This window comes from Streptomyces sp. NPDC055815 (assembly GCF_053616475.1).
On the sequence record NZ_JBSHDU010000097.1, the window covers coordinates 1 to 18294 of the forward strand.

The window sequence follows — 18294 nt, forward strand, 5'->3', positions numbered from 1 at the left end:
AATCTCTATCCTGTCCTGCTCTTCGACCCCATTCGACGCAATGCCATGAACACGGAACTCATTGTCGCTTCCCTATCCGGTGCTGTGGCCCTGGGAAGCGTAGCCTACAGCTCCCAAGCAAACAGGAAGAATTCGCTCCTTAAAGCCGATCTGGATCGACAGACCGCCGAGCGCAATCGCATGCTGGAGCGGCAGGACGCCATGAGCCGCTTTCGCGACCCCCTGCTCTGGGCCGCCTTCGATTTTCAGTCCCGCCTCTACAGCATCGCCGGCCAGCGCTTTTTGAGGGTGTACTTCGTGCACCCTCACGACCAGATGTATGCAGTGCGCAGCACCCTGCACGTGTTCGCCGAGTACCTGGGATGGGTCGAGATCCTCAGGCGGCGCATCTATTTCCTTGATCTTGGCAACAAAGAGGCGAACCGTCGAATTGTGGCGTTGCTTGCCCGTATCGGTAGTGTTCTGAATGATGACGCCTACCCGGATCGACACTTCCAGTTGTTTCGCAGCGATCAGAGGGCCATCGGGGAACTCGTCATCAAGAAGGGAAAGGACGCCGACAGCTGCATCGGATACGCGGAGTTCTGCGCACGACTGGAGTCGGACCCGGGGTTCGCCGCTTGGTTCACACGTCTTTCCGACAGCATCGCCGAATTGGCTTCGCTGGAGGGACAGCACCCGCGCGTGGTAGAGCTGCAGGTAGCCCTGATGGACTTGATCGACTTCCTGGACCCCGAGCAAGAGCGCTTCCCGCAAAAACGCCGCTTCCGGTTGAACCGCTCGTGAAGACCAGCTCACGCCCACACTCCCAACCAGTCAACGCCCCGACGAGGAAGGTGCCGACGAGCCCGCCGGGCGATCAGCGGATAAAATGGGATCGAGTAATCCCTAGCCCGGCGAGGTGGTGACTGATGGCACGCGCTCCGGTTCACAGGGGAGCGTATGGCGATCGCCCTACCGCCCCTAGTCGAGCACAAATTGCAGGTTATTAGTTGGAAAGCGAGATCGGCCGTGGGAGAACAGGGGTTGTCTATCGGGCGAGGGACCTCAGGTTGGACCGTACTCTGGTACTGAAACTGCTGGCGCCGGAAGTGGGACGCAATGAAACGTTCCGCCGGAACTTTGCGCGTGATACCCGCATCGTCGCTGCGATCGACCATCCGCATGTTGTGCCGATATTTGAAGCGGGCGAAGCAGATGGATTTCTGTACATCGCCATGCGCTACATTGCCGCGCCGAACCTGAGGGAGCTGCTTGACCAATACGGAGCACTTTCGGTGACTGGTGCAATACGTATTGCCGGGCAGGTCGCGTCGGCTCTGGACTCCGCGCATAAGCACGGTGCGGTGCACGGTGATGTCAGTCCCGGGAACATCCTCGTCGTAAGAAGCGCCGACGAGGACCGTCCGGAGTATGCCTACCTTACGGATTTCGGAATCGACATACGGACACTGACGGAGAATTTCTCACGCACAGGTCCGTTCGCCGGTACGCTCGACTATGTGGCGCCGGAGCTGATATCTGGCCATCCGGTGAACAGGGCCACCGACCTCTACGCCCTGGCCTGCGTTGTCTACGAAGCCATCGCCGGCGATCCAGTTTTCCCCCGCGACGGAGACACGGCGCTCATGTGGGCGCACAAGCACGATGAGCCGCCTCCCCTGTCCCAGAGGCGTCCCGGGATCCCGCCGCATGTCGATGATGTGATGCGGACTGCTCTGGCCAAGGCCCCTGACGACCGCTACGGCTCCTGTCTGGAATTTACGGAACAGCTGCGGGCTGCCATTGGCGGGCCTGAAGTGTTGCCCACCTGACCATGTGACTGCTCCGCTCACGGGTCGTTGGTGTGGACATGAGGTGAGGTGACCTTTCGGAGGCCGACCAGGGACCGGGCTCGGCCCTGCCCCTGGTCGGCAACGGGCGCTGTGCGCGCACGACGAAGGCCGTAGCGGCAAGCACCGCCACCGCGTCGGTGCCGTAGCCCTTGGAGGACGGCAGCAGCCGCGCGGACAGGTTGTGGTTGTCGATGCTCCACAGCACCGCGGTGCCGGCCAGCGTGCCGCCGTCCAGCTCCAACTCAGAAGACGGGAGGCGCCGCGCTCATGATCGGCCGGACAGCTCCTACCCGGTGCTGGGTAACGCTCCGCGACGGCTCCCCAAGATCTGTGCCAGAACCGAGTTTGGGAGTCACTCATGGCCTGGAGAGTGAGTGGGGCCACCCGTCAGCGAAGGCAGCGGTAACGCGCCCTGTGACTCAGGAACTGATGGGTTCGGGGCAGGTCAGCGGAGCGCCGAGCGGGCGCTGCGGGTAGTTGAGTGGCTACCCTCAGTGCATGGCTACCGATCTGATCGAAGACCGCGGTGACGAAACATACGTCCTCCAAATCCAGGACATCACCCTGACGCCCTCGTTCCCCGAGCGCGGGAAGGAGTTGCGGTGGGAGATGGTCGGCCACCTGAGCGAGCAGGTCGACCTGGCCCAGGTGGAGTGCCTGCTCCAGGTGAAGCTGGGGGTCATCACGCTGATTCGGAAAACGGCCACGCTGCCCGAGGTCCTGAAGACGCTGGGGGCGGAGCTGGAGGGGGACACGCAAGCGCCTGCCGGGCCGTGGAAGCAGACCTGGACCTTCAAGCTCCCCAAGGAACTCCCCACGGGGGACTTCCGCATCTACCTCCAGTCGTACACCGGCGACGAGGAGGAAAAGGACTTCATGGACCTCAACCTGCACGTCGACTTCCGCCGACCCCGGTAGCCCGCACGCCCGCCGTCCCCGTCCCGGATGCCGCCCGCCACACGCTGCGTGTGGCGGGCGCCCGTGCGTCAGCGTGGGGAACGTGGAAGGCCGCAGTGGCAGAGGCTGGTCCGGTTGAACCCGAACTCGCAAGCATCGACCTGCCCGCCCTTGAGGTGCCTCCCGAACTCGTCAACAAACGACGCCCGTAACGTAACTCGCGTTCTGGCTCAGGTTCTGTGGTCTAGCCACGTTGAGTGACGACAGAGGTCGGGGGCAGGTCTGCGAGGTTGCCCGAAAATGCCTCTCCGTTCGGGTGGCTGGGATGACAGTTCGGGGCCGTGGATGACCTCGGGGTTCGGCTGAAGGATCTGTTGTTCCCGTCCGGAACGGATGTGGCGGTGCTGTCGGTGGACGTGAACATCGCGATAGTGCGCGTCGATGCCCGGTGCACGGCCGCTGGCGCGTCATGTCCGTTGTGCGGGACATGGTCGGAGTGTTCACGGCTCCTATCTGCGGTTTCCCGCCGACGTACCGAGTGGCGGAAGGAGCGTGGTCCTCCGGCTGAGAGTGCGGCGGTTCACCTGCTCGAACGCCTCTTGTGGGCGGCGGACGTTCGTCGAGCAGGTGCCAGGGCTGACGCGCCGCCACGGCCAACGAACGGAACGGCTCCGCTCGACGCTCGCCGACATCGGGCTGGCCCTGGCGGGCCGGGCTGGCGCCCGCATGTCCCGGGTGCTCGGCGCCGATGTCAGCCGGAGCACTGTCCTGCGCCTGGTCGGCGCCCTGCCGGAGCCTGATCTGCCCGTCCCGCGGGTGGTCGGTGTCGACGACTACGCGACCCGCAACGGACGGCACTACTGGACCGTCCTGGTCGATGTCGAGACCCGACGACCGGTCGACCTGCTGCCCGACCGGGAGGCGTCCACCCTTGCCGCGTGGCTCGCCGAACGGCCGGGCATCGAGGTCGTCTGCCGAGACCGGGCTCCGTTCTTTGCCGAGGGTGCGGCCGTTGGCGCCCCGCAGGCCGTCCAGGTCGCGGACCGGTGGCACTTGTGGCACAACGTGGGCGAAGCCGCAGAACGGGCCGTCGCCCAGCACCGCCGCTGCCTGCAAGTCCTCGTCCCTACGGCCTCCGAGCCAGAGCCGACGCCCGATCCAGAAGACGAAGGGCCGCCCGGCTCGCCCTGGCCGACCGGCCACCGGTTCGCCGACCGCGTCCGGGCCCGGCACGCGGCCGTCCACGCGCTGCTGGCGGCCGGGCACAGCCACCGCTCGATCCAACGTCAGCTCGGCATGACCTGGCGCACGGTCAAACGGCTCGCCGACGCTGCGGCCCCGGAGGAGTTGTTCACCGGGCAGTGGCAGAACCGACCCTCGGTCCTCGACGACTACAAGCCCTACCTCGACGACAGGTGGACGGACGGCCGCACCAACGCCTGGAAACTGTGGGAGGAGATCGTGCCGCTCGGCTACAAGGGCAGCTACCAGCGCGTTCGCGCCTACCTGCACGAGAGGCGAACCTCACCGCGGCCTGTGACCGCCCGGCCGCCCTCGCCCCGAGCAGTCACCCGATGGGTCCTCAGCCGCCCGGAAACCCTCACCGAAGCCGAACACCTCCAGCTCAAGACCGTCCGGACCCACTGCCCAGAGCTCGACGCCCTCACCCGCCACGTCCGCTCCTTCGCGACCATGCTCACCGAGCGCCAGGGCGAGCACCTACCGGCCTGGCTCGACGCCGTCCGGCAGGACAACCTGCCCAGCCTCCACACTCTCGCAGCCGGCATCGCCCGCGATCTCGACGCCATCACCGCCGGCCTCACCCTGCCCTGGAACTCCGCAGTCGTCGAAGGCCACGTCAACCGGATCAAGATGCTCAAGCGCCAGATGTTCGGCCGCGCCGGCTCTGCCTTGCTCCGCAAGCGTGTGCTCCTTGCGTCGTGAACGGTGTCAGTAGCTGCTGAGATGCTGGCCTTGGCTCGGTCAGCGAATACCAGGAGACACATATGGGCACGTGGGGAACAGGACCGTTCCAAAGCGACCTCGCCGACGATTTCAGGGACTGGCTCCGCGGTCTGCCGCCGCAGGAAGCCGTGGCCGCCATCCAGGAAGCGTTCCAGCGAGTGGTCGATTCCGGCTCGGTTGTCGATGGCGAGGACGGAGCAGAGGCAGTGGCCGCCGCTGCCTACGCCATCGGCTATGCCGAGGAAAGCGATATACCCACGAACCCTGAGGACGCGCCGGCGAGGGCACTTCTCCAGATGCCAGAGCCGATGCGTGCCATGGCCCGTCAAGCGCTCCGCCGCGTCCTGGGTGATGGATCCAAACTCGCCCAGGGGTGGGTGGACAGCAGCACTGCCGCGGAGTGGCGCGAAAAAGTTCAGGTCATCCTTCGCGCATTCGACTAGCTGTGATCACTCACCGTATCGGCACCACAAAACCTGAGCCAGAACCCGTTCTCACGAACAAAGCCGACGTACGAGGAGTACGAGGCGGCCATGGCCGCCGCACGCGCGCGGGAACCCGAAGAGATCGACTACATGAGCGACCTCTCCCTCGCCCCGGGCTGGCCGATGCCGCCGCTGCTCACCGTCGCCGCGGTGGAGTGCGACGGTGCCTCGCGGAGCTGGCTGCCGGTCGAGGACCGGCGGGACGCGGACGATCTGCGGGTGATCGACCCGGTCGGTGTCCACCTGGGCCGTGGGCTCATGCGCGTCCACACCTGCCCGGCCGACCCGGCCCACCCGCAGCGGATCGGCTTCCAGTGACCCCACGGAGAACCCCGGCCCGCGGCTCCTAGGCTGGGCGCGTGACTTCGGACAACAGGCCCCTGGCCGTCTTCGACCTCGACAACACCCTGGCCGCGACCGCGCACCGCCAGCACTACCTGGAGCGCAAGCCCAAGGACTGGGACGCCTTCTTCGCGGCGGCGCCGGACGATCCGCCGCTGGACGAGGGGATCGCGCTGTGCCTGGAGGCGGCCGAGGAGTGCGAGGTCGTCTACCTCACCGGGCGGCCGGAGCGGTGCCGCCGGGCGACCCTGGAGTGGCTGGCCGGGCAGGGGCTCCCGGAGGGGGCGGTCCACATGCGACGCAATCGCGACTTCCGGCCGGCCCGGGTGACCAAGGTGGAGATCCTGCGCCGCCTCGCCGCCGACCGCACGGTCAGGATGCTGGTCGACGACGACCTGGCGGTGTGCGACGCGGCGGAGGCGGCGGGCTTCCGTGTCGTACGGGCCCGCTGGGCGGAGCCCTCCGAGGTGCTGAGGGAGGCTCAGGAGAAGGAGGGCCGCACGTGACGGGCCGTACCTGACAGGCCGCAGCGGACGGGCCGCCGCGTCCGGCAAGGCGGCACCACCCGACGGGCGGCGTGGTGCCCGGAGCGGGTCAGGTCTCGTCCTCCAGGCGGAAGCCGACCTTCAGGCCGACCTGGTAGTGCTCGATCGCGCCGTCGACGAGGTGGCCGCGTACCTGCGTCACCTCGAACCAGTCGAGTCCCCGCAGGGTCTGGGAGGCGCGCTCGATGCCGTTGCGGATGGCCTGGTCGACGCCCTCGGTGGAGGTGCCGACGATCTCGGTGACTCGGTAGGTGTGATTCGACATGGGGGCCGAACTCCTCTCGGTGCGTTCCCTCCACGGTGCCCCAGGGCGCGTCGGCGCGCGACACGACGGGGGCCGGGCGATCCACGAGTAACTACCGACGGTAAGGGAGCGGATCGTCCATCAGGGTGTCGAGCGGGATCGTCAAGGACTTGACCATCCCGTTGGTCCAGACCAGAATCCAGGCCACATGCCCGCGCGAACACCCCGTTCGGTCCCCCCATGCCGGGTCAGCCCCCCATGCGCACGACCCTGTGCTGAACCTGAGCTGAAGGTGACCCACGTGAAGAATCGCCCTCTCGCCTGCCCCCTGGCCGCCGCCACCGCGCTCGCCCTCGCGGGCTGCGGGATGCTGCCGGGCGGCGACGGCGGGACCAGGACCGTGAACGTCTGGCTCATGCGGGACAGCGTCAGCGAGGACTTCCTCGCGCGCTTCACCGAGGCGTACGAGAAGGAGCACGCCGGGGTCGAGCTCGAGTTCACCATCCAGGAGTGGACCGGCATCGGGAAGAAGGTCACCGAGGCGATCCAGGGCTCCGGCGGCCCCGACGTCATCGAGGTCGGCAACACCCAGGTCGCCCAGTACGCCGACACCGAGAAGCTCTTCGACCTCACCCTCGAATCGGTCCGCGACCTCGGCAGCGAGGACTGGCTGCCCGGTCTCGCCGAGCCCGGCAGCATCGGCGGAGCCCAGTACGGCATCCCCTGGTACGCGGCCAACCGCATCGTCATCTACAACAAGGAGCTGTTCGAGGACGCCGGCCTCGACAAGCCGCCCGCCACCCGCGCCGCATGGCTCGACGACACCGAGAAGCTCAACAAGAACGGCTCCCAGGGCATCTACCTCGCCGGACAGGACTGGTACACCCTCGCCGGCTTCATCTGGGACGAGGGCGGCGAACTCGCCGTCGACAAGGGCGGCCAGTGGACCGGCGCGCTCGACAGCCCGGCCGCCCAGCGCGGCATGGCCTTCTACAAGCAGCTCCAGGCCCTCGGCTCCGGCCCGAAGAACGCCGACGAGCAGACCCCGCCGCAGGCCGACGTCTTCGCCAAGGGCGACGTCGCCCAGCTCATCGCCACGCCCAGCGCCGTCGCCGCCATCCTCAAGGCCAACCCGGACCTCAAGGACAAGCTGGGCTACTTCCCGATACCCGGCAAGCAGGCCGGCCGGCCCTGCGCCGTCTTCACCGGCGGCTCCGACCTGATCATCCCGGAGAACGCGCCCGAGCGCGGCGCGGCCCTCGACGTCGTCAAGGCGCTCGCCGGCGAGAAGTGGCAGACCGAACTCGCCCGCGCCATGGGGTACGTGCCGAACAAGAAGGGGCTCGCCTCCGTCGTCGCCGGCCAGGAGGCCACCGCCGTCATGGCGAAGGGCGCGGCACGCGGCCGGGCCACCCCCAACTCCCCGCAGTGGGCCGACGTCGAGGCCGACAACCCCATCAAGCCGTACATGACGGCCGTCCTCTAGGGCGAGGACCCCGTGAAGGCGGCGAAGGCTGCCTCGACCGCGATCACGGACACCCTCGCCGAATAGCATTCAGCGTTCGCACACCCGCGAGCCCCCGGACGGTCATGTCGAATCCAGTCGGCGACGGAAGAAGTAAGGGGCCGGGCCACCGCTCACGCGGCCCGGCCCCGCCCCTTCCCCTTCCGTCCGCCGGAGGCGCCCGCCATGTCCGCACCGACGCACACGCTCGCCGTTCCCGCACAGCCCGAGGCCGCCGTCCCCGCGCAGCCGCAGGCCGCCGTTCCCGCACAGCCCGTGGCCGCTGTCCCCGTACAGCCCCAAGCCGCCGTTCCCGCGCAGCCCCAGGCCGCCGTCCCCGCGCCGCCCCAGGACCCGGCCGAGCAGCCCACGCCCCGGTACCTCGTCGGTCTCGCCCGGGACCAGGAGGACGTACGGGCCGCCCAGCGGCTGCGCCACCAGGTCTTCGCCGGTGAGATGGGGGCCCTGCTCGACGGGCCCGAGCCCGGCCTCGACGGCGACGCCTTCGACGCGTACTGCGACCACCTCCTCGTACGGGAGGAGAGCACCGGCGAGATCGTCGGCACCTACCGGATCCTGCCGCCCGACCGGGCCGCCGTCGCCGGACGCCTCTACTCCGAGAGCGAGTTCGACCTCACCCGGCTCGCCCCCGTCCGCCACGACCTGGTGGAGGTCGGCCGCTCCTGCGTCCACCCCGCCCACCGCAACGGCGCCGTGATCGCCCTCATCTGGGCCGGCCTCGCCCGCTACATGACCCGCACCGGCCACAACTGGCTCGCCGGCTGCTGTTCGATCCCGCTCGCCGACGGCGGCACCCTCGCCGCCGCCACCTGGGACACCGTCAAGGCCAAGCACCTCGCCCCCGAGGAGTACTGGGTCACCCCGCACAAGCTGTGGAGCCCCGAAGGCATCGCCCTCCCCGAGGGCCGCACCGAGCTCCCGCCACTGCTCCGCGGCTATCTGCGGCTCGGCGCGTGGGTCTGCGGCGCCCCCGCGCACGACCCCGACTTCGGCACCGCCGACCTGTACGTCCTCCTCTCGCTGCGCCGCACGAACCCGCGCTACCTCAACCACTTCCTCTCGCTCGCCCCGGCGCGGTGAACGGCTCCACGGCCCTGTCGCCGTGGCTGCCCACGGCGCCCTGCACCCCGGGGCTCTGCGCCGCCCACCCGTCCGGCGGCCGTGACCACCCGGCGGACCGGGCCGGTGCCGTGCTCGCCGTCGCCCGGCTGACCGCCGGGCTCGGCGCGGTCCTCCTCGGCATCCTGCTCGCCCCGGCGGCCGGGCTGCTCCCGGCGGCCGCCCGGCTCGCCCTCGTCCGCGTCTGGCTGCGGGCGGTGGTCCGGGCCTTCGGCGTGCGCGTGCGGTACGAGGGGTCGGCCGCCGCGGTCGACGGCCCGCTGCTCGTCGTCGCCAACCACGTCTCCTGGCTGGACATCCCCCTCCTCGCCGCCGTGCTGCCCGGTCGGATGGTGGCCAAGGCGGAGGTCCGCCGCTGGCCCGTCCTCGGCACGCTCGCCGCGCTCGGCGGCACCCTCTTCATCGACCGCGACCGGCTCAGGGCCCTGCCCGGCACCGTCCGGGCGATGGCCGGGGTGCTCGCCGGCGGGGGCCGGGTGGTCGTCTTCCCCGAGGGGTCGACCTGGTGCGGGCGGGCCGGGGGGCGCTTCCGCCCGGCGGCCTTCCAGGCGGCCCTGGACAGCGGCTGCGCCGTGCAGCCGGTACGGCTCGACTACCGGCCCACGGACGCCGCCGCGTACGTCGCGGACGATCCGCTGGGCGCGTCCTTGTGGCGGGTCGTCAGTACGCGGCACATGGTCGCCGATATTCGAATACTGGATCCGATATCCAGCATTCAGTATCCAGACCGCCGGGCCCTGGCCGCCGCCGCTCAGCGAGCCGTCGCCAGGGACAGCGCGAACCTGCCCTCGCCGTCCGTCCACCAGCGGGCCAGCTCCAGGTCCGCGTCCGCCAACTCCTTCCGCACCCCGGCCTGACGGAACTTCGCCGACACCTCCGTCCGCAGCTCCTCGCCCGCCGCGAACGGCACCACGAGATCCAGCTCGGGGATCTTCACGGTCAGCGCGCGACGGGCGCGCAGCCGCATCTCGATCCACTCCTGCTCGGCGTCCCACACCGCCACGTGGTCGAAGGCGGCCGGATCGGCGTCGGCGCCCAGCTCCCGGTCGATCACGGACAGCACGTTCTTGTTGAACTCGGCCGTCACCCCGGCCGCGTCGTCATAGGCCGCCACGAGCGTGGCCTCGTCCTTCACGAGGTCCGTGCCGAGCAGCAGCGCGTCACCCGGCGAGAGCAGGGCGCGGACCGACCGCAGGAAGGTGCGCCGCTCGGCGGGGAGCAGATTGCCGATCGTGCCCCCGAGGAAGGCCACCAGACGCGGGCCCGGCGTCCCGGGCAGCGCGAGACCCCGGGTGAAGTCGGCGACGAGCGCGTGCACCCACAGGTCCGGCCGGTCCGCGAGCAGAGACTCGGCCGCGCCGACGAGCGCGGACTCGCTCACGTCCACCGGCACGTACGCCTCCAGACCCGGAAGCAGCGCGTCGATCAGGAACCGCGTCTTCTCGGAGGAACCGGAACCGAGCTCCACCAGCGTCCGCGCCCCGGTCGCGGCGGCGATCTCCGGCGCCCGCGCGACCAGGATCTCCCGCTCCGCGCGCGTCGGGTAGTACTCGGGCAGCCGGGTGATCTCCTCGAAGAGCTCGCTGCCCCGGGCGTCGTAGAACCACTTGGGCGGCAGCTCCTTGGGGGAGCGGGTCAGACCGTGGAGGACGTCGGTGCGCAGATCGGCGCCGGCGGCGTCCGCGGCGAGGGTGCGGGTCAGCTGGAACGGGCTCACGCGGACGGCTCCTTGAGCGGGGTGAGGGTGACATCGGCGCGGTCGGCGGTGACGAGCGTCCGCTCGGGCACCTCCCGCCAGCGCGGATCGTCGTCGTACGGTTCGGAGGCCACGACCACCCGGCCGGGGCCCGACAGGTACCAGAGGCTGTTCCGCCAGGCGGTCGCGGCGATCCGCTCACCGTCGGTGAGCAGCAGGTTCAGCCGGGACCCGGGGGCCGCAGCCGCGGCCTCCCGGACGGTGTCGGCGAGGGCCGCCCCCGGCTCGTCCCCGGCCCGCAGCCGGTGCAGGACGAGCGCCCACAGCAGCGCCGAGTCGGTGCGCGCCTCCAGACGCAGCAGCTCCCCGGCCGGCAGCGTCGCGGCGAGCGCCGTGAGGGAGTCCGGCCAGCCCCCGACCGCGCCGTTGTGGCTGAACAGCCACGGCCCGGAGGTGAACGGCGCCGCCGCCGCCTCCCCGTCGGCGCCGGGGAGCGTGGCCCCCCGGACCGCCCCGAGGAACGCCCCGGAGCGCACCACCCGGGCGAGGTCCGCGAAGGACAGGTCGCCCCAGATCGGCCCGGCCCGCCGGTACCGCGCCGGCACCGGATCCCCCTCGGCGTACCAGCCGACGCCGAAGCCGTCGGCGTTCACGACGCCGCTGTCCTGCGTACGGGGCTCCCAGGACTGGCGCAGCAGGGCATGCGGCGGCCGGACCAGCAGCTCTCCCAGCGCCACCGGCCCGCCCACGTACGCGAGATGACGGCACATCAGTCGAGCTCCGCGGTCCGCGCCGTCCGGAAGCCGGAGAAGATCTGGCGCCGCACCGGCAGGTCCCAGTTGCGGAAGGTGCCCCGGCAGGCGACCGGGTCCACCGCGAAGGAACCGCCCCGCAGCACCTTGTACTCCGGCCCGAAGAACACCTCCGAGTACTCCTTGTACGGGAAGGCCGTGAACCCCGGGTACGGCAGGAAGTCGCTCGCCGTCCACTCCCACACGTCACCGATCAGCTGCCGTACGCCGAGGGGCGAGGCGCCCGCCGGGTAGCTGCCCGCCGGGGCGGGCCGCAGGTGCCGCTGGCCGAGGTTCGCGTGCTCGGGGCCCGGCTCGGCGTCGCCCCACGGGTAGCGGCGGGAGCGCCCGGAGACCGGGTCGTGGCGGGCCGCCTTCTCCCACTCCGCCTCGGTCGGCAGCCGTCGCCCGGCCCAGCGGGCGTAGGCGTCCGCCTCGTACCAGCTGACGTGCAGGACCGGCTCCTCCTCGGGCACCGGCTCCGTCACCCCGAACCGCCGGCGCAGCCACTGCCCGCCGTCCTTGCGCCAGAACAGCGGGGCCCCGATGCCGTGCTCCCTGATCTGCGCCCAGCCCTCCGGCCGCCACCAACGGCGGTCGGTGTAGCCGCCGTCGGCGATGAAGGCGAGGTAGGAGCCGTTCGTGACGGGTGTCGTGTCGATGTGGAAGGCGGGGACGACCCGGGCGTGCGCGGGGCGCTCGTTGTCCAGGGCCCACGGCTCGTCCGAGGTCCCCATGGTGAACGGACCGCCGGGGACGAGGACTTCGGTGGGCAGCGGACCGGACCGCAGCACCGGCGGCGGGGGAGCGGTCAGGGCCGCGGGCCCCTTCCTGAGCTGATGGGTGATCAGCATCGTCTCGTCGTGCTGCTGTTCGTGCTGGGCGATCATGCCGAACGCGAAGCCCGCGTCCACCAGCGGCCGCCCCTCCAGCGGGGTCCCTTCGAGGACGTCGAGGACCCGGAGCCGGACGTCCGCCACATAGCCGCGGGCCTCGACCGGCGAGAGCAGCGGCAGCGAGGGACGGGAGGCCCGCGGGTGCTGGAACGCGTCGTACAGCGAGTCGATCTCGGGCCGCAGCGCCTCGCGCCCCGCGACGGCCCGCCACAGCCACTGCTCCTCCTGGTTGCCGATGTGCGCCAGGTCCCAGACCAGCGGGGACATCAACGGCGAGTGCTGCGCGGTGAGTTCGCCGTCCTCCACGCAGGAGGTGAGGAGCGCGGTGCGCTCGCGCGCGGTGGTGAGGGCTTCGAGCGCCCGACGCCGCAAGGCCTCGGGGTCCGCCCCGGTCTCGGTCACGGTCATGACGTCACCACCTGGAGGTTGTCGGCCGGGCAGCTCCCGGGGATCACATACCGCTCGTGGAAGGCGGCGACCGCCCGCCGCACCTCCTCGCTCGCCCCGATCCGGGGCAGCGCGTCGAGCGCCGCGGAGAACACCGCACGCGCGGCCGCGTGCAGCTCGGGATCGGCGAGACCGTCACGGGCGGCCGCGAGCCAGAGCGGATTGCGCGGGGCAGGCCCGGGGCCCGCCTGCTCGGCGAGCGGCTTCACCGCCCGGTACACGCTCTCCGCCGCCTCCGGGTCGTCGAACACCGCCGTCGTCACCGCCACGGGCACGATCCAGCCGTCCGGGCCCGGCTGCGCGTCCACCATCCGCAGCTCCAGGTGACCGCGCGGCCGCACCGGCGGGAACAGCGTCGTCATGTGATAGCGCAGATCGTCGGCGTCGGCCGGACGGGGCAGGCCCGTCCGCAGCCACTCCCGGAACGTCAGCCCCTCCGGCACCGCCCACGGACCCTCCTCGGCCCGTACGCACATCACCGGCGTGTCCAGGACGTGCGCCGCCCACTCCGTGCGCGGCTCCCCGTCCGGCGACGGCGCCAGCGCCCGCCGCGGGTCGAGATCCGCCCACAGTGCCTGCCGCGTCGAGCGCCAGCCGGTGCGGCGACCACCGTGCACCGGGGAGTTGGCGAAGGCGCCCACCAGCACCGCGCCGAGCAGGTGCGCCAGCTGCCAGCGGCGGTGGTAGCCGAGCGGACCCGGCTCCTCGAGACCGGCGTCGAGGCAGATCTGCACCGAGGCCGAGTCGCACATCATCGCCCGCCCGGAGGGACCGGTCCGGCCGAGCGCGGTCTCCATCGCGTCGTACCGCGGCTCGTGCAGCACCCGGTCACGCGGCGCGTGCCAGGGATCCACCCCGTACCCGCTCAGGGTCAGGCCGAGCGGCCCGAGCGCCGCCCTCACCGCGCCCAGGTCGGCGGCGAGCGAGTCGAGGCACTCCATGAGGGAGCCGGCCGGGCGCGAGCTGAGCTCCAGCTGCCCGCCGGGTTCGAACGTGAGGGCCGACACCAGAGGCAGGGCCCGTACGGTGTCCAGCGCGGCCGCGAGCCTCGGCGGCCGTACGGGAAGACGGGGGTCGCGCAGCTCGTGCACGAGCCACTCCAGCTCCACCCCCACCGTGCGGGGCGGACCGGTCTTGAAGCAGATACATCGCAGCAGGTCCTCCGCCTCCGCCTCGGTGAGAGGGGGACCGCCACGCGGTATGCCGCTCGGCGACATCCGTGCACCTCCTGATCCTCGGGTCGAGCTGCTGCTTCCACCTAAAGCCACCACCGGGCGGCGTGCAAGAGCGCCCCGGAGGGGCCACATGCGCCCCCTGTGCCCCCGCTTGTCCGGATTCCCCCGCAGCCCCGGAAAAACCCTTTGTCCCCACCCGAACGAAACGATCATGCTGGGAGCCATGAGTGCACGACTGCGCGAGATCGCGCGACGGACCGAGGAGATCGTCGCGGCAGGCCACTACCGCGCCCCCGACGGCCGTACCGTCTCCCTGGCCGAAGACCTGGCCGCGGCCCTGGCCGGAACCCGGCTCCACGGCCCCGCCCCCGTCCCTGTCACCCCCGACACCGACCGGACGCCCACCCTCACCGTCACCCCCGAGAGCTCCCTGGCGGCCGCCCACCGCATGTGGCGCGCCGACCCGCGGAACCCGGTCGCCGTCCTGAACTTCGCCTCGGCCCGCAACCCGGGCGGCGGCTACCTCAACGGCGCCCAGGCCCAGGAGGAGGCCCTCTGCCGGGCCTCCGCCCTCCACGCCACCCTGCTGCGCGCCCCCGACTACTACGCCCACCACCGCGCGGAGAGGGACGCCCTCTACACCGACCGGGTCATCCACTCGCCCCGGGTCCCCGTCTTCCGCGACGACCGCGGGGCGCTGCTCGCCGAGCCCTTCACGGTCGGCTTCCTCACCTCACCCGCGCCCAACGCGGGCGTCGTCCGCCGCCAGACCCCCGAGCTCGCCCACCGCGTACCGGCCGCCCTCGCCTCCCGCGCCGAACGCGTCCTGGAGACGGCCGCCGCGGCCGGCTACCGCCGGCTCGTCCTCGGCGCCTGGGGCTGCGGCGTCTTCCGCAACGACCCGGCCGAGGTCGCGGCCACCTTCAGGGCCCTCCTCACGGGCGAGGGCCGCTTCGCCGGTCACTTCGAGGAGATCGTCTTCGCCATCCTGGACCGATCCGCGGGCACGCCGACCCTGGCGTCCTTCGAGCGGACGTTCCGCTAGGCCGTCGTGCCCACGCGGCGACATGCGGGTCTCCCGCCCCCGTGCCAGGCTGAGGGGATACGGACCACCGTCCGACACCCGTCACGGGAGGCACGATCGTGGGCAAGAAACAGACCCGGACGAACCGGGGAGCCCGTACCGGCGGCCATGAGCACCGCACCGAGGCGGCCGCGAAGGAGAAGAGCGCGCCGACCCCCACGAGAGACGTGGCACCGACACCCCTCGTCGAGCACGCGTCCCACCGCAAGGAACGCAAGTTCGGCCACAACTGACCGGGGCGCCGCCCCAACGGCCTCTGACGCTGCTGATGCGATGATCGGCAACTACGGCGGGGCACCTTCAGGACACATCCTGAATGCGCCCCGCCGAACCCTTGCCGCACCACATCCCGCGTGGCGCAAGCCCCGTGCCCTGGCGCGGTGCGTCTCGTTGAGACCGGCATGACGATCTTCCACCGCCGTGTCCTCGCCTCCGCCGCCGTCGCCGCCACCGCCGTCCTGGCCTCCGCCGGGGCAGCGACGGCCGACAGCGTCGGCAACAACCTCCCGGGCCTCGGACTCCTGTCCCAGAGCTTCGGAAACGGTGACCAGCAGGGCAGCGCCGTAGACCATCTCCCCACCCACGACGCCCTCAACAACGTCACCCTCCCCTGACCGAAGCCGCCCCCCCACGCCTCCGTCACCTTCGGCAGCAGCCGAGGTCACACACGAACGGGCCCGGTGCCGTCCCCGGCGCCGGGCCCGTCCGTCGTGTCCCCCTACTTCTCGTCGCCGACCGGGATCTCCACGCTCTCGTCGGTCCGCGCCGCCGGCAGCACCGTCCCGCCCAGCTTCTCCTGCGCCGCCGGGCTCATCGTCGCGAGGAGCTGACGGGCCAGGCCGAGGCCCGTCCCGCCCATGGTGAGGGCCTTGGCGAAGACGTCCGCCATGCCGTCGGCGCCGTTGAGCAGCACCATCTGGTCGACGTTCCCGAAGGCGGAGGCGCCCGCGGAGACGATCTCCGGCCACTTCTCGGCCAGCTGCTGGGCGACCACCGCCTCCTGGTTCTCCGCGAGCGCCGCCGCCCGCGCCTTGATCGCCTCGGCCTCCGCCAGACCCTTCGCCCGCGTCGCCTCGGCGACCGCGAGGCCCTTGGCGTGCTGCGCGGCCGCCTCCGCCTCACCGGTCAGGCGGGTCGCGGTCGCCTTGGCCGCGCTCGCCAGCTCCGTCTCCTTCGCCTCGGCCTCGGCGGCCGAGATCCGGGCGTCACGCTCGGCCGCGGCCAGCGTCCGGGTCTCGTACGCCATGGCGTCGGCCGGTTTGCGGACCTCCGCCTGGAGCTGCTGCTCCTTGCGGGCGCCCTCCAGCTCGGCGACCCGGGTCTCCTGGACGACGACCTCCTGCCGCGAGGCGGCGTCGGCCAGCGGGCCGGCCTGCCGGGCCCGGGCGGAGGCCTGGTCCCGCTCGGCCTGGTAGCCCGCCTGGAGGATCTCGCTGTCGCGGGTCGCCTCCGACATGCGCGCCGCGGCCTGCTGCTCGGCCTCGGTCGCCCGCCGGTTCGCCTCCGCCTGCGCGATCCGCGCGTCCCGCTGGACGGCGGCCGCGTGCGGGGCGGCCAGGTTCTTGATGTACCCGGTCGGGTCCTCGATCTCGTGGATCTGCAGCGAGTCGACGATCAGACCGAGCTTCTCCATCTCCGTGCCACAGGCCGACCGCGCCTGCCCGGTCAGCTTCTCCCGGTCACGGATCATGTCCTCGACCGTCAACCCGCCGACGATGGCGCGGAGATGACCGGCGAAGACGATGTGCACCCGCTCCGACATCAGCTTCTGCTGGTCGAGGAAGCGGCGGGCCGCGTTGGCGATCGACACGAAGTCGTCACCCACCTTGAAGATCACCACGCCGCGTACCTTCAGCGGAATGCCCTGGTGCGTCACGCACTCCACCGACAGCTGTGTCTCGTTGAGGTCCAGCGACAGCTTCCGCACCGCCTGGACGCCGGGGAGCACGAGGGTCCCGCGACCGGTGACGATGCGGAACCCCATGCCGTCGCCGAGACCCTCGTTCTTGTGGTTGGAACCGGAGATGATCAGCGCCTCGTTGGGTTCCGCGACGCGCCACATCAGTTTGAACACACCGATCAGAACGGCGAGAGCGCCGACGACGACTCCCGCCAGAATGCCGATGCCCATGGACAAGGTCCCCCTTCACCGGAGCCGTGCGGATCCGGTGAAGGGAGTGTGCGCCTGGGACGGGCGCAGCTCAACGGTTCGGTCAACTGTCGTACGCGGCTGTGACATAGACGGTGCGTGGAGGGAGATGTTCCATGACCATCACGACCGTGCCGACCTCGATCCGCTCCTTCGGCGTGGCGGGGTACGCGAGGAAGTGCTCGGCCCCGCCGCGGATCCGGACGATCACCTCGCCGACGAGACCGGGGCCGACGGTGCCGGTCACCCGGCCGAGCAGTCCCACCATCGAGCTGTGCATCGACGCGTCGTCCATGCCTGAACGGTACGTCAGATCCAGCCGTCCAGGGCGGACATGAACCCGTCGAACTCGTCCCGGTGGACGGTGTGTCCCGCCCCCTTCACCGTACGGAGCTCGAATCCGCGCTCCGCCAGCATCCGGGCGTGCTCCGGCCGGACCAGGGTGCTCGGATCGGCGAGGGTGACGAGGGAGGGCACCACGGGCCGGACCGGCCACAGGTCGGCTCCCACGAAGGGCGTGAGGCCGTGGGCCGTCCGCTCGTCCCAGTCCCGTACGGACGCCATCTCGACGTCCACGTCCTCGTCCGGCCAGTGCGGGTTGAAGCCCCTGACCTGCTCCCGGGTCATCGACTTGCCCCGCACGAACAGCTCGGCCCGGTAGCCGCAGGGGCCGGCCGCCAGATGCCAGGCGGGGTCGGAGTACACGGCGCGGGCGGGCGCGAGGCGCTCCACCGCCTGGGCGAGGACGAGCCCGCCCAGGGAGTGGCCGATCGCCAACTCGGCACCGGTGGGGAGGGTTTCGACGAGGTCGTCGGCGTGGTCCTCCGGGCGGTACGCCTCCGGGCCCGCGGCCCGTTCGCTGGCGCCGTGCCCCCGCAGGTCCACGGCGATCACCCGGTAGCCGCGCTCCGCGAGCGCCGGGCCGACCCGGCGCCAGGTGCGGTGGTCGGCCATGATCCCGTGGACGAGCAGGGCCGTCCGGTCGCCGGATCCCCACGTGGTGGTGTGCAGGCGCACGGTGCCGCCTTTCCTGCGGTGCTCGGCGGGCGCCGGAGGCCGGCGCCCGCTGCGGATGGTGCCGGGCGGGGGGGGGCCCGGG

General features: G+C 71.2%; 19 protein-coding genes and 2 pseudogenes. 13 read left to right on the top strand and 8 right to left on the bottom strand.

Annotated elements, in window-relative coordinates; all coding sequences use genetic code 11:
- From ACWGN5_RS36900 to ACWGN5_RS36930, 7 genes and pseudogenes are all read left to right on the top strand, one after another.
- A partial coding sequence (locus tag ACWGN5_RS36900; protein ID WP_453522780.1) for a hypothetical protein occupies positions 1–786 on the top strand: 786 nt, incomplete at its 5' end.
- A gap of 206 nt (positions 787–992) precedes the next feature.
- The gene (locus ACWGN5_RS36905; RefSeq protein ID WP_453522781.1) at positions 993–1814 is read left to right on the top strand and encodes a serine/threonine-protein kinase; all 822 of its coding nucleotides are present in this window, start codon (positions 993–995) and stop codon (positions 1812–1814) included.
- 519 nt (positions 1815–2333) lie between these two features.
- On the top strand, positions 2334–2753 hold the full coding sequence (locus tag ACWGN5_RS36910; protein WP_453522782.1) for an ML domain-containing protein: 420 nt from the start codon (positions 2334–2336) through the stop codon (positions 2751–2753).
- 341 nt (positions 2754–3094) lie between these two features.
- Positions 3095–4676 (top strand): annotated as a pseudogene (locus tag ACWGN5_RS36915) (ISL3 family transposase).
- Between the two features lie 62 nt (positions 4677–4738).
- Positions 4739–5140 (top strand): DUF4259 domain-containing protein, encoded by a 402-nt coding sequence (locus ACWGN5_RS36920; RefSeq protein ID WP_453522783.1) that lies wholly within the window; start codon positions 4739–4741, stop codon positions 5138–5140.
- Between the two features lie 90 nt (positions 5141–5230).
- On the top strand, positions 5231–5500 hold the full coding sequence (locus ACWGN5_RS36925; RefSeq protein WP_453522784.1) for a hypothetical protein: 270 nt from the start codon (positions 5231–5233) through the stop codon (positions 5498–5500).
- 41 nt (positions 5501–5541) lie between these two features.
- On the top strand, positions 5542–6030 hold the full coding sequence (locus ACWGN5_RS36930) for a phosphatase domain-containing protein (RefSeq protein ID WP_453522785.1): 489 nt from the start codon (positions 5542–5544) through the stop codon (positions 6028–6030).
- An 88-nt stretch (positions 6031–6118) separates the two neighbouring features.
- On the opposite strand, the gene ACWGN5_RS36935 is transcribed toward ACWGN5_RS36930, so the two are convergent.
- On the bottom strand, positions 6119–6334 hold the full coding sequence (locus ACWGN5_RS36935; RefSeq protein WP_030219873.1) for a dodecin: 216 nt from the start codon (positions 6332–6334) through the stop codon (positions 6119–6121).
- Positions 6335–6614: 280 nt separating this feature from the next.
- Here ACWGN5_RS36935 and ACWGN5_RS36940 point away from each other — a divergent pair.
- The 3 genes and pseudogenes from ACWGN5_RS36940 (at position 6615) to ACWGN5_RS36950 (ending at position 9814) form a co-directional block, all read left to right on the top strand.
- A pseudogene (locus tag ACWGN5_RS36940) lies at positions 6615–7865 on the top strand (extracellular solute-binding protein).
- 138 nt (positions 7866–8003) lie between these two features.
- A complete protein-coding gene (locus ACWGN5_RS36945) occupies positions 8004–8918 on the top strand; it encodes a GNAT family N-acetyltransferase (protein ID WP_453522786.1) in 915 nt (304 codons plus the stop codon).
- Positions 8919–8932: 14 nt separating this feature from the next.
- Positions 8933–9814, top strand: coding sequence for a lysophospholipid acyltransferase family protein (locus ACWGN5_RS36950; RefSeq protein ID WP_453522805.1), 882 nt, complete (start codon positions 8933–8935; stop codon positions 9812–9814).
- Here the strand turns inward: ACWGN5_RS36950 and egtD are convergent.
- The 4 genes from egtD to egtA are packed head-to-tail and all read right to left on the bottom strand — an operon-like array spanning position 9709 to position 14004.
- The gene (egtD, locus tag ACWGN5_RS36955; protein ID WP_453522787.1) at positions 9709–10674 is read right to left on the bottom strand and encodes an L-histidine N(alpha)-methyltransferase; all 966 of its coding nucleotides are present in this window, start codon (positions 10672–10674) and stop codon (positions 9709–9711) included. The two genes, ACWGN5_RS36950 and egtD, sit on opposite strands and share 106 nt — an antisense overlap.
- The gene (gene egtC, locus ACWGN5_RS36960) at positions 10671–11423 is read right to left on the bottom strand and encodes an ergothioneine biosynthesis protein EgtC (protein ID WP_453522788.1); all 753 of its coding nucleotides are present in this window, start codon (positions 11421–11423) and stop codon (positions 10671–10673) included. Before egtC ends, egtD begins: the two co-directional genes overlap by 4 nt.
- Positions 11423–12748 (bottom strand): ergothioneine biosynthesis protein EgtB, encoded by a 1326-nt coding sequence (gene egtB, locus ACWGN5_RS36965; protein ID WP_453522789.1) that lies wholly within the window; start codon positions 12746–12748, stop codon positions 11423–11425. The genes egtC and egtB overlap by 1 nt, the downstream gene beginning before the upstream one ends.
- On the bottom strand, positions 12745–14004 hold the full coding sequence (gene egtA / locus ACWGN5_RS36970; protein WP_453522790.1) for an ergothioneine biosynthesis glutamate--cysteine ligase EgtA: 1260 nt from the start codon (positions 14002–14004) through the stop codon (positions 12745–12747). The genes egtB and egtA overlap by 4 nt, the downstream gene beginning before the upstream one ends.
- A gap of 181 nt (positions 14005–14185) precedes the next feature.
- On the opposite strand from egtA, the gene ACWGN5_RS36975 reads away from it, so the two are divergent.
- The 3 genes from ACWGN5_RS36975 to ACWGN5_RS36985 all read left to right on the top strand — a co-directional run bounded on the left by ACWGN5_RS36975 (position 14186) and on the right by ACWGN5_RS36985 (position 15660).
- On the top strand, positions 14186–15007 hold the full coding sequence (locus ACWGN5_RS36975; RefSeq protein WP_453522791.1) for a TIGR02452 family protein: 822 nt from the start codon (positions 14186–14188) through the stop codon (positions 15005–15007).
- A gap of 98 nt (positions 15008–15105) precedes the next feature.
- The gene (locus ACWGN5_RS36980) at positions 15106–15279 is read left to right on the top strand and encodes a hypothetical protein (protein WP_392159055.1); all 174 of its coding nucleotides are present in this window, start codon (positions 15106–15108) and stop codon (positions 15277–15279) included.
- Between the two features lie 147 nt (positions 15280–15426).
- Positions 15427–15660 carry a hypothetical protein gene (locus ACWGN5_RS36985; RefSeq protein ID WP_453522792.1) on the top strand — a complete coding sequence of 78 codons (234 nt, stop codon included), beginning with the start codon at positions 15427–15429 and terminating at the stop codon, positions 15658–15660.
- 104 nt (positions 15661–15764) lie between these two features.
- Here ACWGN5_RS36985 and ACWGN5_RS36990 read toward each other — a convergent pair whose 3' ends face one another.
- The 3 genes from ACWGN5_RS36990 to ACWGN5_RS37000 form a co-directional block, all read right to left on the bottom strand.
- Positions 15765–17177 (bottom strand): flotillin family protein, encoded by a 1413-nt coding sequence (locus ACWGN5_RS36990; RefSeq protein WP_453522793.1) that lies wholly within the window; start codon positions 17175–17177, stop codon positions 15765–15767.
- Between the two features lie 82 nt (positions 17178–17259).
- Positions 17260–17490 (bottom strand): hypothetical protein, encoded by a 231-nt coding sequence (locus ACWGN5_RS36995; protein ID WP_392159057.1) that lies wholly within the window; start codon positions 17488–17490, stop codon positions 17260–17262.
- A gap of 14 nt (positions 17491–17504) precedes the next feature.
- Entirely contained in the window at positions 17505–18212 is a 708-nt protein-coding gene (locus ACWGN5_RS37000; RefSeq protein WP_453522794.1) for an alpha/beta fold hydrolase, read from the bottom strand.
- Between the last annotated feature and the right edge of the window lie 82 nt (positions 18213–18294).

Coding starts and splice junctions, on each gene's coding strand:
- ACWGN5_RS36925 (WP_453522784.1), top strand. CDS start 5,231: ATGGCCGCCGCACGCGCGCGGGAACCCGAAGAGATCGACTACATGAGC.
- ACWGN5_RS36920 (WP_453522783.1), top strand. CDS start 4,739: ATGGGCACGTGGGGAACAGGACCGTTCCAAAGCGACCTCGCCGACGAT.
- egtC (WP_453522788.1), bottom strand. CDS start 11,423: ATGTGCCGTCATCTCGCGTACGTGGGCGGGCCGGTGGCGCTGGGAGAG.
- ACWGN5_RS36935 (WP_030219873.1), bottom strand. CDS start 6,334: ATGTCGAATCACACCTACCGAGTCACCGAGATCGTCGGCACCTCCACC.
- ACWGN5_RS36945 (WP_453522786.1), top strand. CDS start 8,004: ATGTCCGCACCGACGCACACGCTCGCCGTTCCCGCACAGCCCGAGGCC.
- ACWGN5_RS36995 (WP_392159057.1), bottom strand. CDS start 17,490: ATGGACGACGCGTCGATGCACAGCTCGATGGTGGGACTGCTCGGCCGG.
- egtA (WP_453522790.1), bottom strand. CDS start 14,004: ATGTCGCCGAGCGGCATACCGCGTGGCGGTCCCCCTCTCACCGAGGCG.
- ACWGN5_RS36990 (WP_453522793.1), bottom strand. CDS start 17,177: ATGGGCATCGGCATTCTGGCGGGAGTCGTCGTCGGCGCTCTCGCCGTT.
- ACWGN5_RS36910 (WP_453522782.1), top strand. CDS start 2,334: ATGGCTACCGATCTGATCGAAGACCGCGGTGACGAAACATACGTCCTC.
- ACWGN5_RS36975 (WP_453522791.1), top strand. CDS start 14,186: ATGAGTGCACGACTGCGCGAGATCGCGCGACGGACCGAGGAGATCGTC.
- egtB (WP_453522789.1), bottom strand. CDS start 12,748: ATGACCGTGACCGAGACCGGGGCGGACCCCGAGGCCTTGCGGCGTCGG.